Origin of the sequence: Streptomyces sp. NPDC051569, assembly GCF_044454085.1 — a bacterium.
Taxonomy (GTDB): Bacteria; Actinomycetota; Actinomycetes; order Streptomycetales; family Streptomycetaceae; genus Streptomyces.
In genome coordinates this window covers 136676-151978 of record NZ_JBITDJ010000012.1, presented here as the reverse complement: position 1 = coordinate 151978, position 15303 = coordinate 136676, and the positions used below count along the sequence as shown (strand labels likewise).

At 72.1% G+C, this 15303-nt stretch carries 11 protein-coding genes; 7 read left to right on the top strand and 4 right to left on the bottom strand.

All coding sequences use genetic code 11. The annotated features are described in order from the left end of the window. Positions 1–61: 61 nt before the first annotated feature. The gene (locus ACIBAE_RS18940; protein WP_399286462.1) at positions 62–1051 is read right to left on the bottom strand and encodes an iron-containing redox enzyme family protein; all 990 of its coding nucleotides are present in this window, start codon (positions 1049–1051) and stop codon (positions 62–64) included. A 128-nt stretch (positions 1052–1179) separates the two neighbouring features. Here ACIBAE_RS18940 and htpX point away from each other — a divergent pair, with 128 nt between their 5' ends. Then, positions 1180–2085 carry a zinc metalloprotease HtpX gene (gene htpX, locus ACIBAE_RS18935; RefSeq protein WP_399286549.1) on the top strand — a complete coding sequence of 302 codons (906 nt, stop codon included), beginning with the start codon at positions 1180–1182 and terminating at the stop codon, positions 2083–2085. Between the two features lie 177 nt (positions 2086–2262). Beyond that, positions 2263–2847 (top strand): hypothetical protein, encoded by a 585-nt coding sequence (locus tag ACIBAE_RS18930; RefSeq protein WP_399286460.1) that lies wholly within the window; start codon positions 2263–2265, stop codon positions 2845–2847. A 71-nt stretch (positions 2848–2918) separates the two neighbouring features. Here the strand turns inward: ACIBAE_RS18930 and ACIBAE_RS18925 are convergent, their stop codons facing one another. Beyond that, positions 2919–3533 carry a TetR/AcrR family transcriptional regulator gene (locus tag ACIBAE_RS18925; RefSeq protein WP_399286457.1) on the bottom strand — a complete coding sequence of 205 codons (615 nt, stop codon included), beginning with the start codon at positions 3531–3533 and terminating at the stop codon, positions 2919–2921. 136 nt (positions 3534–3669) lie between these two features. Between ACIBAE_RS18925 and ACIBAE_RS18920 the strand changes: the two genes are divergently transcribed. After that, entirely contained in the window at positions 3670–4872 is a 1203-nt protein-coding gene (locus ACIBAE_RS18920; protein WP_399286454.1) for an alpha/beta hydrolase family protein, read from the top strand. A 315-nt stretch (positions 4873–5187) separates the two neighbouring features. After that, the gene (locus ACIBAE_RS18915; RefSeq protein WP_399286451.1) at positions 5188–6477 is read left to right on the top strand and encodes an MFS transporter; all 1290 of its coding nucleotides are present in this window, start codon (positions 5188–5190) and stop codon (positions 6475–6477) included. Here ACIBAE_RS18915 and def read toward each other — a convergent pair. Further along, complete coding sequence (gene def, locus ACIBAE_RS18910; protein WP_399286448.1) at positions 6443–7105, bottom strand: peptide deformylase; 663 nt, start codon at positions 7103–7105, stop codon at positions 6443–6445. The genes ACIBAE_RS18915 and def overlap by 35 nt on opposite strands. A gap of 116 nt (positions 7106–7221) precedes the next feature. Between def and ACIBAE_RS18905 the strand changes: the two genes are divergently transcribed. From ACIBAE_RS18905 to ACIBAE_RS18895, 3 genes are all read left to right on the top strand, one after another. Beyond that, entirely contained in the window at positions 7222–7932 is a 711-nt protein-coding gene (locus tag ACIBAE_RS18905; protein ID WP_399286446.1) for a dienelactone hydrolase family protein, read from the top strand. Between the two features lie 163 nt (positions 7933–8095). After that, positions 8096–9355, top strand: a complete 1260-nt coding sequence (locus ACIBAE_RS18900; RefSeq protein ID WP_399286443.1) for a hypothetical protein — start codon at positions 8096–8098, stop codon at positions 9353–9355. A gap of 477 nt (positions 9356–9832) precedes the next feature. After that, on the top strand, positions 9833–13504 hold the full coding sequence (locus tag ACIBAE_RS18895; protein ID WP_399286440.1) for a S8 family serine peptidase: 3672 nt from the start codon (positions 9833–9835) through the stop codon (positions 13502–13504). A gap of 91 nt (positions 13505–13595) precedes the next feature. On the opposite strand, the gene pgm is transcribed toward ACIBAE_RS18895, so the two are convergent. After that, on the bottom strand, positions 13596–15236 hold the full coding sequence (gene pgm / locus ACIBAE_RS18890; protein WP_399286437.1) for a phosphoglucomutase (alpha-D-glucose-1,6-bisphosphate-dependent): 1641 nt from the start codon (positions 15234–15236) through the stop codon (positions 13596–13598). Between the last annotated feature and the right edge of the window lie 67 nt (positions 15237–15303).

Here is a 15303-nt window from a genome sequence, read left to right as displayed (position 1 = left end):
CGTGTCTTTTCGCTCCGAGCGAGGCGACAGGGAGGTGACGGCGAGGGTGACCATGAGCTGTTCACAGGGCCACGCGCAGTGAGCTGTCCCCCGCTCGCCAGACCCCGAGCAGGTGTTCGCCCAGCCGGTCCTCCAGGTAACCGGTGGCGTCGACACCGAAGGCGACGTCCGCCGCCAGGTGGGGCTCCTCCGCCAGCAGGCCGCCGATGACCTCGTGGCGCACCACCTGCTCGTGTACGGCGTCGGCCTCGACGTGCTCGTCGTAGAAGAATTCGGCCGCCGGGCCCGCCCCGGTCCGCTTCATGGCCAGCGCGAGGCGGCGGGAGCCGGGCGAGGAGGTGATCTCGACGGTGGCGAAGTGTCCCACCAGCGCACCCCGCAGGCTCCGGTGCAGCCCCAGCAGGGACATGAGATTCACCGTGGCGAGGGCGTCCGCGCATCCCGCGTCGAGATAGCGGCCGTAGGTGGAGTCCAGATCCAGGTCGGCCATGAGGTCGGCGAACAGCCGTGCGTGAACGCGCTCCGCCCGGCCGCCACCCCACTCGTCGAACTCCACCGCGGCCATACCGGCCTTGGCCCGCCCCCACAGGCGCGGCAGCACCCAGGCGTGCGGATCGGCCTCCTTCAGGTGGTAGAGCGACCGCTGGGCGGCGTACTCGCGCACCTGCCAGAGCTGCCCGTCGTCCCGCAGGAAGTGCGATACGCCGGTCCCGTCCACCGGCTCCACGAGCAGCTCGGCCAGCGCCGCGCCGGGGCCGTCGTGACGGGTGGCGTCCGCGCGCAGGGCGTCGAGGAACCGCCGCTCCAGGAGAGCCCGTACGCGCAGCAGGCCGGGGTCCCACTCGTACGTGGCGTCGACGCCCGCGAACCCGCGGTAATGCAGCTCGTAGCAGACGTACAGGGCCAGCTGGAGATCGTCTCCGTACGGATCGTCCGGCAGCGCGGCCCCCGCGCCGGGCAGCGCCGCCTCGCCGCGCAGATACCCGATCACCGCCGCCGACAGATCCCCCCGCGACCTCGGCAGCGCCGGTCCCCGCTGGTCAATAGCCATGTAGCTGGTCTACCCGGAGACCGGCCGGCACAACGGACCGGCGGTGCATAGGGGAGTCCAAATCTCGCCTTATTCCGTTTTGACGACAAAGGAGGAAACTCATGAGTAGACAGCCGACGGAGGAAGAAATGACACGGACCCGCTACACCCCGGACCGTGGACTGACCACCCGCATGGTGACCACCATGTTTCTGATCGGTCTGCTGTACGTGGTCCTCGTAGGTGTGCTTCTGGTGCTGCTGCGCGGCGCCTGGCCGATCATCCTGATCGTGGCGGGCGGCCTGTTCGTGGCGCAGTTCTGGTTCAGCGACAAGATCGCGGCATTCGGCATGGGGGCGCGGGAGGTGACTCCCGAGGAGGCGCCGGAGCTGCACGGGGCCATCGACCGGATCTGCGCGCTGGCCGACATGCCCAAACCACGGGTGGCGATCGCCAGGAGCGACATCCCGAACGCCTTCGCGACCGGCCGCAGCGAACGCAGCGCCCTGGTCTGCGCGACCACCGGCCTGCTGCGCAGGCTGGAACCGGCCGAGCTGGAAGGGGTCCTCGCGCACGAGATGTCGCACGTGGCGCATCGCGATGTCGCGGTCATGACCATCGCCTCGTTCCTGGGGGTGCTCGCGGGCGTGATCACCCGTATCGCGCTGTGGAGCGGCGTCGCCAGAAGCAGCAGGAACGCGGGACCGCTGGGCCTGGCGATCCTGCTGGTCCCGCTGGCGAGCGCGGTGGTGTACGTCTTCGGATTCCTGCTGACCCGCCTGCTCTCCCGCTACCGCGAACTCTCCGCCGACCGGGCAGCGGCGCTGCTCACCGGCCGTCCTTCGGCACTGGCCTCGGCCCTCACCAAGGTGAGCGGTCAGATGGCACGGATCCCGACCGAGGACCTGCGGAAGGCGGAGCCGTACAACGCCTTCTACTTCGTGCCGGCGTTCTCCTCGAAGGGGAGCCTGGGCCACCTGTTCTCCTCGCACCCGACGCTGGAGCAGCGTCTGGACCAGCTCGCCCGGATCTCCGCCGAGCTGGCCCGGCCATGACCCACCGACCGGCACTCCGACCGACCGGTACGGCGCGGGCCCGGCGCCGATCCGCACACCGCTGAGCGGCGCCACCGAGCACCATGACTGAGCACCATCACTGAGCGCCATCACTGTGCGCCATGACTGCGCGGACCATGACCGAGCAGCAGCACCGAGCAGCGAGGAGTTCGTGCCGTGGGTCTTCTCGACAGCATCCTCGGGCGGAGCAAACCCGTCCGCCCCGATCTCGACCAGCTCTTCGCCCTGCCGTCGGCCGCGCTCACCCTCCAGGCGGGCGCCGGGTTCGTGCCCACCGGTCTCGGCTCGGTCTGTTTCGCGGGGGTCGAGGGCGGCGGCTTCGCACGGATCCGGGAGGACGTACGGGAGCTGCTCGACGCGGACGCCGGCCGGGCGGGATCGCCGGTGGAATTCAGCCAGGACGCGTACGGCTACACCTGGCTGCTCGCCCGCCGGCCGGCCGACGACACGGCCGCCCTGGTCAACGACCTGCACGCGGTCAACACCCTGCTCCAGGACGGCGGCTTCGGTCCGCAGCTGCTCTGCTCCCTGCTCGGTTTCCGGGACGCCGAGCAGCGGCCTCTCGGTCTCGTCTATCTCTACAAGCGCGGCACCTTCTACCCTTTCGCACCGCTGCCCGGCGCCGCCGAGAAGCGCGACAACCAGCGGGAGCTGCAGGTCAGAGCCGTACTCGGGGACGATCTGCGCGTCGAGTCCGACCTGGCCCGTTGGTTCCCCGTCTGGGGTGCGCCGGGGCTGTGACCATCCCGTAACCGTCCGGGACCGACCGCGATCTCCACGGCCCGTGCGGCGCCGTCGCGTGGTGCGGCGGGTCAGGAGGAGCCGGCGCCCTGCCCGGCCGCGGAGATCGCGGTCAGGATGACGCCGGCGAGCCGGGCCAGGTAGTCCGGGTCGGTGGGGGTCCGCACCATCGCGAGGCGCCAGTACAGCGGGGCGACGAGCAGGTCCAGGGCCATCTCCCGGTCCGTGTCTGCGCTGAGTTCGCCGCGCTCGACCGCGCGGTCGATGATCCCGCTGGCGCGGGCACGGCGGGTGTCGCGCAGTACGAGGAGGGTCTCGCCGAGGTCGGTGTCGCGCAGTGCCTCGACCAGCAGGTCGGGGACGATCCGCGCGGCGAGCGGATGGCGGAGCCCGGCGTCGACGGCCGAGAGGAAAGCGGTGACGTCACCGGCGAGCGAACCGGTGTCGTAGTCGGCGGTGTTGTCCTCGACGCTCGCGACGAGTGCCTGCGTCAGGGCGTGCTTGGACGGCCAGCGCCGGTAGAGGGCCGGCCTGCTCACCTGGGCCCGTCGGGCCACGGCGTCCAGGGTCAGCCGTCCATATCCGCGCTCGGCCAGCTCCTCGGCGGCCGCGTACAGGATCGCCGTTGTCATGTCCTCCCGGAGCACGGCGGCGCCGGCCGGCTTGCGCTTCGTCTCATTCGCCATGGCCACAGCGTATCCGGAGCACATCGGTACGTCGATACATTTGCGCAACGACGTCGGATGTGGCCTACTGGAGCACGTCGATGCAGGCATGTAACGACGCACCTGGCTCCACTCCCGCTCACTCGAAGGGCCCACCATGAAATTCCTGTTCGACGAAGAGTCCTTCTCCTACGAGGCGCTCCGCACGGCCGGCTTCGCCAACTTCGAGGGAGCCGACCTGGGTGAGGTCCTGGTCACCGCCGCCGCGATCCCCGAGCGGGACGAGACGGCCTGGCACCGGGCCTGGAAGGCGTCGGCCGACCGGGCTCGGGGCCTCGCGGACGACGCGCTGGCGGCAGGCGACCCGGTCGGCGCGCGGGGCGCGCTGCTGCGGGCCTCGAACTACTACCGCACCGCCGACTTCTACCTCCGCGACGACGCCGACAACGACCCCGAGGTCACGCTGTTGTCCCGGCTCTCGCGCGACACGTTCGCCCGCGCCGTCGAGCTGATGGACCGGCCGGTGCGCCCGGTCGCCATCCCGTACGAGGGCACCACCCTGCCCGGCTACCTGTTCCTCGTGGACGACTCCGGCACCCCCCGCCCGACGATCATCTACAACAGCGGCTTCGACTCCACGCTGGAGGAGTCCTACTTCGTCCTCGCCGCGGCGGCCGTGCGGCGCGGCTACAACGTGCTGGCCTTCGACGGCCCGGGCCAGGGGGCGGCCCTGCGCGAGCGGCGTCTGCGGTTCCGCCCGGACTGGGAAGCGGTGATCACGCCGGTCGTCGACTTCGCGCTCACGCGGCAGGAGGTCGACGGCGCCCGTCTGGGACTGTTCGGCTGCAGCCTGGGCGGGTTCCTGGCGGCCCGCGCCGCGGCCTTCGAGCCCCGGCTGTCCGCGCTGATCCTCAACGACGGTCTGTACGACTACCACGAGACGAACATCAAGGCCGTACCGCCGTTCGTGGCCGAGTGGATCCTCACCGGGCAGGACCAGGCCGCCAACGCCGTCGCCGGTCTGGTCAGGGGCGCCTCCACCTCGGTGAGCTGGGCGCTTCGCAACGGCATGTGGACGTTCGGCGCCTCCTCGCCGGCCGAGTACGTCCGGATGACCAAGCCCTACACGCTGGAGGGCGTCGCCGACCGGATCGCATGCCCCACCCTGGTCTGCGACGCCGAGGAGGACTACTTCTTCAAGGGCCAGCCGCAGCGCGTCTTCGATGCTCTGACGTGCGAGAAGGAGATCATCACGTTCACCGGGGCGGAGGGCGCCGGCGAGCACTGCCACATGGGTGCGCTCTCCTACTTCCACCAGCGCCTCTTCAGCTGGCTGGGGCGTGCGATGCCCGCGGCCTGAGAGACCGCACGACGCCGGGAGGGGCGCACCCGGACATAGCCCCTTCCGGACTGCCCTCCCGGCGGACTCCCGGTGGACTCGACCGGCCCGGCGAACAACCCGGCGAACAACCCGGTGAAACGGCCCGGCGAACGGTCCGGAGCACCCGTCCGCCCTTCCGGAGCGTCCCCCTCCCGGAGCGTCCCCCTCCCGGAGCGTCCCCCTCCCGGAGCGTCCCCCTCCCGGAGCGTCCCCCTCCCGGAGCGTCCCTTCCCGGAGCCCTTCCCCGAGCGCCCGTTCCCGTTCCCGAGAGCCCGTTCACCCAGGAGTGACCGCATGCCCTCCCTGTCCTTCCCGCGTATGTCCGTCGCCCGTCCGGCGGTGTCCGCCGGCCACTCCGGGCCGCGCCCCCGGTCCGGGGTGTCGTACAGAACGGGATTCTGGTTCGCGGCGGTCTCCTTCACCGTGCTCATGGCCTTCGGCACCGCCCCCACGCCCCTGTGGCCGCTCTACGCGCAACGGAACGGATTCGGCACCACGACCGTCACCGTGGCCTTCGCCGCGCTGGTCCTCGGCGCCGGGGCCGGCTTCCTCACCCTCGGACACCTCTCCGACCGGCTCGGGCGGCGCCGGATCGTCGTTCCCGCACTCGCCGTGACGACCGTCGCCGCGTCGGTCTATCTGGCCTGGCCGACGCTGCCGGGGCTGCTGACCGGCCGCTTCCTCAACGGGGTCGGGATAGGTCTGATGGCCTCCACCGCCACCACGTACCTGCACGATCTCCACCACCGGGCGCACCCCGGCCGGCCGGGAGCGGCCCTCCCCGGCATCGTCGCGACCACCGCGAATCTTGGTGGCCTGGCCCTCGGGCCGCTGGTCGCCGGGGCCACGGCCGAGTGGGCCGCCGCACCGCTGACCGTCGTCCAGGGCGGTTTCGCGGCGGCGATGGCGCTCTGCCTCGTCCTGTCCCTCACCGTCCCCGAGACGGTCGGGAGAGAGCGGCGGGCGGCGGTCCGGCCGCGACGCTTCACTCTGCGCGCCGGCGGGCGGCCGGCGTTCGTGGCGGCATCGGTGCTGGGCTTCTGCGCCTTCGTCCTCTTCGGACTGGTGGCGTCACTCGGAGCCGTCATGCTCCACAGCGGGCTCGGTGTCGCTTCTCCCCTCGTCGTGGGACTTGCCGGCTTCCTGATGTCCGCCGGCGCCGCCACGGCCCAACTGGCCCTGGGGCGCTTCGCCCCGGAGCGGACGGCGGCCGCCGGGGCGGTCCTCTTCCCGGCCGGTCTGACACTGGTCGCCTTCTCCCTCCACCACCCGGCACTCTGGCTCTACCTGGCGGCGATCACCACCGCCGGCGCCGGGGCCGGCCTGCTCTTCAAGGCGGGTGTGGCCACGGCCGCCTCGGCTGCTGACCCCGCCTCCCGGGCCGGTGTACTGGCGGGGTATTTCGCCATCGGTTACGCGGGAATGGGGGTGCCGTCGGTCGGCTTCAGCGTCCTGAGCGAACGGTTCGGCATCGGCGCCACCATGATCGGTTTCGCTGTCGCGCTCTCGGCGGCGGCCGCGCTCGCGGCCCAGGCCCTGCGCGCCCGTTCTAGAGCGGTACGGGGCTGGTTCCGGGGAGTGTGAAGCCGAGCTCCCGGGCCGCCTCGGCGGGGGTCGGGTGTGCCCAGCGCTCGATCAGGTCGCGCGTGGTGGTGAGGGAGCGCGTCTCGGCGACGTCGAGATAGAGCGTTCCGCCGAGGTGGTCCGTCTCGTGCTGGACGATACGGGCGGGCCAGCCCGAGAACTCCTCGTCGATCTCCCGTCCGTTCTCGTCCTGTGCGCGCAGCCTGACCCGCGCGTGCCTCGCGACGACCGCCTGATAGCCCGGGACGCTCAGGCAGCCCTCGAAGAAGGCGGCGCGCCCGGTGCCCACAGCTTCGTACGACGGATTGACCAGGACCCGGAAGGGCAGCGGTACGCGTTCGCGTGCCTCCCTGACCTCGTCCGCCACCTCGGCCGGATCCTCCAGGACGGCGAGCCGCAGCGGAATCCCGATCTGCGGCGCCGCCAGGCCGACCCCGGGGGCGGCGTGCATCGTCTCGCGCATCGCCCGGATCAGACGGTTCAACCGGCCGTCCCCCAGCTGCCCTTCGTACGGGAGGGCGCCATGGCGCAGCACCGGGTCACCTGCGTGGACGATGGTCAGGGGGCGGGGGCCGTCGAGGAATGCGTCGACGCGGGCGATGAGTTCGCTGAGTTCGATGGCGGGCATGAGTCAACCTTGGCAGATCCGTCCGCCCGGTTCGTGATCACATGACGCCGGGTGAGGTCGGTTACTCTCCCACCCGAACCGCCGGTCCGGGCGGTGGACAGCAATCTGGAGGTCCCGTGCACAGCGCCGACATCGAGTACGCACACGAGGGTGTCCGCCTGGTCGGCAGGCTCGTGGTCGACGACAGCCGCCCCGGGAAGCGCCCGGCCGTCCTGGTCTCCCACGACGCGGGCGGGCTGGGTGAGCAGGCGAAGGACACGGCCCGCAGGCTCGCGGAGCTCGGTTACGCGGCCTTCGCCCTCGACTACTTCGGCGATGGGGCGCCGCTCCCGTCCGAGCAGGTCGGCCCCCGCCTCGGCCAGTTGTCCGACAATCCGCTGCGCACCCGTGGCATCGCCCAGGCAGGCCTCGACGCGCTGCTGGCCAGCGAGTACGCGGACGCCACGCGCGTGGCCGCCATCGGCTACTGCTTCGGCGGCACGCTGTCGCTGGAACTGGCGCGCGGGGGCGCCGATCTGAAGGCAGTCGTCGGCTTCCACTCCGGGCTGAAGACCGGCCGGCCGCAGGACGCCTCGCAGATCACGGGCCGGGTGCTGGTGTGCATCGGCGCGGACGACCCGTTCATCCCGGCCGATCAACGACTGGCGTTCGAGGAGGAGATGCGCGCCGGTGGTGTCGACTGGCAGACGCACCTGTACGGCGGGGCCGTCCACAGCTTCACGAGCCCGACCGCCGACGGCAGCGGGAACCCGGGGGTGAAGTACGACCGGCTCGCCGACGAACGGTCCTGGCGGTCCATGCTCGACCTGTTCGCCGAGGTCTTCTAGACCGTATCCCGAAGTCACCCTTGTCGTGGACATGCCGCGATCGCTACGGTGAGCCGGGTCGCGTCGCCCGGACACGATCCGCTCCACACATCCTTGTGCGCCGGCGGTCCCCCCGGGTACGTGACGGGGGCGCACCGCCGGCCCGGAACGAGAAGGACCGCGGATGCGCGACAGACGGCAGAGACAGCGCTGGACCACCGGACTCGTAGCGGCACTCGCCTGCCTGGGGGCGACAACGGTCGTTTCACCGGCGGTAGCGGCTGATACCCAAAAATCCACGCGCGTAGCATCCGACGCGGTTTCCTGGCGGGCGGACCTCTCCCCCATCGACGCCGACGACGTGAACGTCCGCTTCGCGCAGGGTGAGCTGAGCATCCGCCGGCAGGACTTCCACGCCGCCGCCACGGGCTCCGAGGAGGCGTACGGCTCCCAGGTGCTCGCGCCCGAGAAGCTCGACCGGCCCGTCAACCGCGTCCGGGCGGAACTCTCCGCGCGGATTCCCTCCGGGGCGCGCGTGACCGTCGACATCCGGGGGCGTGCCGACGACGGCTCCTGGACCGAGTGGCGCGAGGTGGAGTCGGGTGCGGCGGCCCTGCCCCGTACGGTCTCCACCGTGCAGGCGCGCCTCACCCTTCAGGACAAGGACGGGCAGACGCGGGTGCGGGGGCTGCGGCTGACGGCCGACCAGGACCCCGAGGCACGGGCGGACAGGACCGCCGGCGTGACCGCCGCCGCGTTCAGTGCCCGTGTCTACGCGACCCGCGAGGGGCTCGTCGGCGGGACGACCGCCAACGGGCACGTCATCAAGGCCAACGACCACTTCGTCGCCCTGCCCTCCCGCCGGGGCCTCTCACCGAACGGCAGCGGCTCGTACTCCGTCCAGGTCTGCGGCCCGGCACGCTGCGAGACGGCTCCCGTCTGGGACGTCGGTCCGTGGAACATCCACGACGACTACTGGAACCCGTCCGCGACGCGGGAGTCCTTCAAGGACCTGGCGCAGGGCAAGCCCGAAGCGCAGGCGGCGTACGAGAACGGCTACAACGGCGGCCTCGACGGCTCGGGCCGGCGCGTCGCGAACCCGGCCGGGATCGACCTGGCCGACGGCACCTTCGCCAACATCGGTCTCTCCGACAACGGCTGGGTGACCGTCACCTATCTGTGGACCGGTACGGCCGGCAAGACCTTCCCCACCTGGGGCACCGACGTCCTGATCCGGCAGCAGGCCACCACGGCGTCGCCGCAGGTCGCGAAGTTGGCCGGGCCGACACAGGTCAGCGTCCAGTGCCAGGTGCACGGCCAGAAGATCACCTACCAGGGCATCACCAATGACGCCTGGTCCTACCTGCCGGCCTACGGCGGCTACATCTCCAATATTTTCATCGACGTAGCCGATCAGTGGCTGCCCGGCGTGGCCACCTGCTGAGAGGCCGTTCCGCCCGGCCTCTGCCTCTCATGGCGCAGAGGGAGGCGGTCAGGGCGGGGGGCCACCCGGAGGAGCGGTCGGCCTCCCGGTGGTCGGCCTCCCCGCCCTGACCCGGCCTGGCGAGCGCCTCGGCCTGGCGAGCGGCCCGGCGTCGCGAGGCGCCCGGGACCTCGGCCCGCCACGACCGACCCGCCCGACCCGCCCGACAGCCTGTTGATCAACAGGCCACTGTAGGGCCAGAGTTGACGGCAATCAAGATCTGTACACAACTTCGTCGGAGGTGATCAGATGCGCTGACTCATCAACTCTGGAGGTACTGTGCGGCTCTTCTTTGCCCGAAGATACGGTGCGGCGTCGGTCGGCGCCGCCCTTGTCGCTTCCCTGGTGACCCCCTCGGCGGCCCACGGTGCTCCTCCCTCCCCACCGCCGCTCCCGCCCCCGGTCGCAGCCGGCGCCGCGGACCGCGCACCGGCCACGGTGACGCTGATCACCGGCGACAAGGTGACGGTGACTCCGGGACCCGCCGGAGTGGCCCCCTCGGTGAGCGTCGCGCGTCCACCGGGCGCCGCGGGTTCGGTGCGCGTCGTCGCCGACGGCGATGACACCTATGTGTACCCGGACGACGCCATGGCCTACGTCGCGGCCGATCGGCTGGACAAGCGCCTCTTCGACGTCACCCAGCTGATCGCCCAGGGCTACGACGACGCGCACGCCCCCGAACTCCCGCTGATCGTCACCCGCACGAAGGGCTCAGCCGCCTTTCGGCCGGGTGCCGGGCTGTCGGACGCCGCACTGCCGGGCGCCGAACTGCCGGGCGCCGAGGCCACGTTGAATCTTCCTTCCGTCGACGGTGCGGCGGTCAGCACCGACCGGTCGAAGGCCGCCGCCTTCTGGTCGGCCCTCACCGGCGCGGGACAGCAGGGCAGCCGGCGGCCGGCGGCCCGGACCGGCACCGCGCCGGATGCCGCGCCGGCGCCCGCGTTCACCGCCGGCGTCGACAAGGTGTGGCTCGACGGCAAGGCGCGGAGGGCCCTCGCCGAGACCACGGCACAGATCGGTGCCCCCGCGGCCTGGGCCGGGGGGAGCACCGGCACCGGGGTCCGCGTCGCCGTCCTGGACACCGGGGCGGACACCGCCCATCCGGACCTGGTGGACCGCGTCGTGGGGTCCCGTAGTTTCGTCCCCGACGAGGATGTCGTCGACCGGGACGGGCACGGCACCCACACCGCCTCCACCGTCGCCGGGACGGGCGCCGCCTCCGGCGGCAAGGAGCGGGGAGTCGCCCCCGACGCCGATCTGCTGGTGGGCAAGGTCCTCGACAACGGCGGAGCCGGGCAGGACTCCTGGATCATCGCGGGCATGGAATGGGCGGCCCGGACCGAGCACGCCAAGGTGATCAACATGAGCCTGGGCAACCGCTTCCTGCACGACCAGACGGATCCGATGAGCCAGAGCCTGAACAGGCTGAGCGCCGAGACGGGCGCGCTCTTCGTCGTCGCCGCGGGCAACTCCGGCCCCTCCCCGTACAGCGTCAGCGCGCCGGGAACCGCGGACGCCGCGCTCACCGTCGGCGCGGTGAACGCGTCCGACGAGCTCGACCCGCGGTCCAGTTCCGGCCCGCGCATGCTCGACGACGGCCTCAAGCCCGACGTGACCGCCCCCGGTGTGGACGTGCTGGCGGCGCGCTCCCGGTACGCCTCCACGGGCGAGGGCTACTACGCCACGATGAGCGGCACCTCCATGGCGGCGCCCCACGTCGCCGGAGCCGCCGTCCTGCTGGCCCAGGAACACCCCGAGTGGACCGGGCAGCAGATCAAGGACGCCTTGATGAGCACCAGCAGGCCGACCCCCGCCAACAGCCCCTACCGGGCCGGCACGGGCCGGGTGAACGTCGCCGCCGCGTCCCACGCCGGGATCGTCGCGACCGGATCGGTGGACGCGGGTCTCGTGCCCTGGTCCCGCACGCGGCCGGAGCCGCAACCGTTCAAGCGGCAGATCACCTACACCAACACCACCGACAGCCCCGTCGCGCTGGACCTCTCCGTGGACCCGGGCAGCTCCCCCGCGCACGTCTTCACGACGGCCGCCGACCACGTCACCGTGCCCGCGCGCGGAACCGCGCGGGTCGATCTGGTGGTGGACCCGAAGGGGCTCGCCGCAGGCCAGTACGCGGGCCAGGTCCTCGCACGCGGCGCCACCGGCGCCTTGGTCGCGCACACGGCGGCGGGGGTCAGCATCGAACCCGAACGGTACGACCTCACCGTCCACCTGAAGGACCGCGCCGGCCGGCCCATGGGCGGCCAGGTCGAGATCAGGGCCGCCGACGCCGGCTCCACCTTCGTCGAGGTCCCCGAGGACGGGACGCTCACCCAGCGCCTGGCCCCCGGCAGCTACACGGTCCTCACCTACGCGGACGTGGAAGGCCTGCACGGGCCGCACTCCCTCGGCCTCGCGCTGCTGACCGCCCCCCAGGTCGACCTGACGGCGGACCGGGACGTGCGGCTCGACGCCTCGCAGGTACGCCAGGTGAAGGCGGTGACACCCAGGCCCAGCACCCTGGTCAGCAGCAGGATCGAGATCTACCGCTCCTACACCTCGAAGGAGCCCACCCCCTGGGACGGGCGGGCCCTGGTGGAATCGGTGTTCCCCGGCACGCGCTACGACAGCCTGTGGGCCCTCCCCACCAAGGAAGCGGTGACGACAGGCAGCTTCGTCTTCACCGCCAGGCTCCGCGCCGAGCAGCCACCGCTGGAGATCACCTACGACGGTCACCGCCTCGACGACGCGCTCGTACAGCGTGGTGCCCGGCCGCTGCCGGACGGCACGTCGCGCCTGGACGCCGTGTTCGCCGGCTCAGGCTCACGGGCCGAGTACAAGGGCCTGTCGGCTCGCGGCAGGGCCGTGGTCGTGCGCGGCGGCGGCGCCGTGACCCCCACCGGGCAGGCGGAGGCGGCGCGTGCGGCCGGCGCGGCGATGCTCCTGGTGGTCAACGACGGGACCGGCCGGAAGAACGACTGGTACGGCGACCCCGACACCGTGACGACCGGACCGATCCCGGTCGCCTCGGTGACCCTGGACGAGGGGGAGGCGCTGATCGGGAGGATCAGCGCCGCGCGCAAGAACGCGGTACGGCTGGCGGTGGAGGCGCACCCCGCGCCGGCGTACCTGTACGACCTGGTCGACCACCACCTCGGAGGAGTACCGAAGGACCCCGCCATCAGGCCGGATCCACGCGATCTCGCCCGGATCGACCTCAACTTCGCCCAGCCTCCTGGGAAGCAGGCCACCGAGACACGGGTGGACTATCCGCCCTACCTGTGGGCCGCGGCCGGCGAGTTGTCGGCGGAGCCGGTCGCCCCGGGGCCGCGCACCGACTGGGTCTCCGCCGGTGGTGGCGTCACGTGGCAGCAGTTCGGCCGTATCGCCGGCTGGACGGGGACGGGGTCAAATCCGGCGGCCTACCGGCCGGGCGGCGTGTACAAGGACCGCTGGTTCGGGCCCGTCACCCGGCCGCGCCTGATCGGCAGCGATGTCCCGGTCCGTGACGAGACCTCGCTCTCCCTCGTCGTCGGTGGGTTCGGCGACGCCGGGGCCGCGCACAGCGGCTCGGCCGAATACGGCACGGGCATGTCGCAGACGGTGTCGCTGCAGCAGGGCGACAGGGAACTGATCCGGACCGACAACCGCTACGTCTACGCCTACGACCTGGCACCGGAGACACGGCCGTACCGGCTGCTCGTCGAGACGACGGGTGACACCGGGCTCAGCCCCTACTCCACCGCCACCCGCACCGCATGGGACTTCGCCTCCGGCGCCGCCGCCGTGGGAACCGTCCCGCTGGTCCAGCTGGACTACGCGACGGGACTGGACGCCGCGGGCCGGGCGAAGCGGAAGGCGGACTTCTTCATCACGCCCGAGGTGCCCGGCGCCGCCTCCGCCAGGGACGCGATCTCCTCGCTCGGGCTGGAGGTCTCCTACGACGACGGGGCCACCTGGCACCGGCAGGACCTCAAGGAGAAGAAGGGCACGTGGCAGGCGGCCCTGCGCGCGCCGGCCCGGTCCGGCTACGTGTCCGTCCGGGTCACCGCCCGGCAGCGCGGGGGCGGCGGCGTCACCCAGACCGTCATCCGGGCCTTCGGCCTCACGTAGCACCCGCACACCCACGACGGACGCACGCGGGCCGCACGCGGGCCGCGCCCGGGAAGCGATACGGCCTTTCCCGGGCGCGGCCGGCGGGCGTTCAGCCGGCCAGCGCCGCCGAGACGACCGACCTGGCCTCCTCCTGGACCTGGCCCAGGTGGTCGGGGCCGAGGAAGGACTCGGCGTAGATCTTGTAGACGTCCTCGGTGCCCGACGGGCGGGCGGCGAACCAGGCGTTCTCGGTGGTCACCTTGATGCCGCCGATGGCCGCGCCGTTGCCGGGCGCCTCGGTCAGTACCGCGGTGACCGGCTCCCCGGCGAGGGTGTCGGCGCTGACCTGGTCGGGCGAGAGCTTGGCCAGGATCGCCTTCTCCTCCCGGGTGGCCGGGGCGTCGACGCGTGCGTAGGCGGGCTCGCCGAACCGCGCGGTGAGCGCGGCGTACCGCTGCGAGGGTGTCTCGCCGGTGACCGCGAGGATCTCGGAGGCGAGCAGGGCCAGGATGATGCCGTCCTTGTCGGTGGTCCACACCGAGCCGTCGCGGCGCAGGAAGGACGCCCCGGCGGACTCCTCCCCGCCGAAGCCCAGCGATCCGCCGATCAGTCCGTCCACGAACCACTTGAAGCCGACGGGCACCTCGACGAGTTCCCGGCCGAGGTCGGCGGCGACGCGGTCGATCATCCCGGACGACACCAGCGTCTTGCCGACACCGGCTCCGGCGGGCCACCGCTCGCGGTGGGCGTACAGGTAGGCGATGGCGGTGGCGAGGTAGTGGTTGGGGTTCATCAGCCCGCCGTCCGGGGTGACGATGCCGTGCCGGTCGGAGTCGGCGTCGTTGCCGGTCGCGATCTGGTACCGGTCCCGCTGGTCGATCAGCGAGGCCATGGCGTACGGCGAGGAGCAGTCCATCCGGATCTTGCCGTCCCAGTCCAGCGTCATGAACCGCCAGGTGGGGTCGGTGAGCGGGTTGACCACGGTCAGGTCGAGCCGGTGCTGTTCGGCGATCCGGCCCCAGTACGCGACCGACGCGCCGCCCAGCGGGTCGGCGCCGATCCGCACACCGGCGGCGCGCACCGCGTCCAGGTCGACCACGGCGGGCAGGTCCGACACATAGCCGCCGAGGAAGTCGTAGCGGCCGGTGGTGGACGCGGCGAGCGCGCGGGCGTAAGGGAGCCGCCGTACGTCCTTCAGGCCGGCCGCGATGATCTCGTTGGCCCGGTCCTGGATCCAGCCGGTCGCCTCGGAGCCGGCCGGGCCGCCGTTCGGCGGGTTGTACTTGAACCCGCCGTCGGCGGGCGGGTTGTGGGACGGAGTGACCACCACACCGTCGGCGAGGGCGGAGGTGCGGCCCCGGTTGTGGGTGAGGATGGCGTGCGAGACGGCCGGGGTCGGGGTGTACCCGTCGGCGGTGTCGATGAGCACGGTCACGTCGTTGGCGGCGAACACCTCGATGGCACTCACCCGGGCGGGCTCGGACAGCGCATGGGTGTCGACGCCGAGGAAGAGCGGCCCGTCGGTCCCCTGGAGGGCCCGGTACTCGCAGATCGCCTGGCTGGTCGCGGTGATGTGGTCCTCGTTGAACGCGGTGGCGAGGGAGGACCCGCGGTGCCCGGAGGTCCCGAACGCCACACGCTGGCCCGGCTCGTCCGGGTCGGGGTGCAGCGCGTAGTACGCGGTCACCAGCCGGGCGACATCGGTGAGATCCTCCGGCCTGGCCTGCTGTCCCGCTCGTTCGTGCGGCATCCGCCACTCCTCCACATCAGTCCTGCGGTCGGGTCGTCCGCTTATCTTCCCGGGTCGCCGGCGAGGC

Excerpts from the sequence above, each read along its gene's own strand:
- ACIBAE_RS18940 (WP_399286462.1), bottom strand. The coding sequence starts at position 1,051 with ATGGCTATTGACCAGCGGGGACCGGCGCTGCCGAGGTCGCGGGGGGAT.
- htpX (WP_399286549.1), top strand. The coding sequence starts at position 1,180 with ATGACACGGACCCGCTACACCCCGGACCGTGGACTGACCACCCGCATG.
- ACIBAE_RS18925 (WP_399286457.1), bottom strand. The coding sequence starts at position 3,533 with ATGGCGAATGAGACGAAGCGCAAGCCGGCCGGCGCCGCCGTGCTCCGG.
- ACIBAE_RS18920 (WP_399286454.1), top strand. The coding sequence starts at position 3,670 with ATGAAATTCCTGTTCGACGAAGAGTCCTTCTCCTACGAGGCGCTCCGC.
- ACIBAE_RS18915 (WP_399286451.1), top strand. The coding sequence starts at position 5,188 with ATGCCCTCCCTGTCCTTCCCGCGTATGTCCGTCGCCCGTCCGGCGGTG.
- def (WP_399286448.1), bottom strand. The coding sequence starts at position 7,105 with ATGCCCGCCATCGAACTCAGCGAACTCATCGCCCGCGTCGACGCATTC.
- ACIBAE_RS18900 (WP_399286443.1), top strand. The coding sequence starts at position 8,096 with ATGCGCGACAGACGGCAGAGACAGCGCTGGACCACCGGACTCGTAGCG.
- pgm (WP_399286437.1), bottom strand. The coding sequence starts at position 15,236 with ATGCCGCACGAACGAGCGGGACAGCAGGCCAGGCCGGAGGATCTCACC.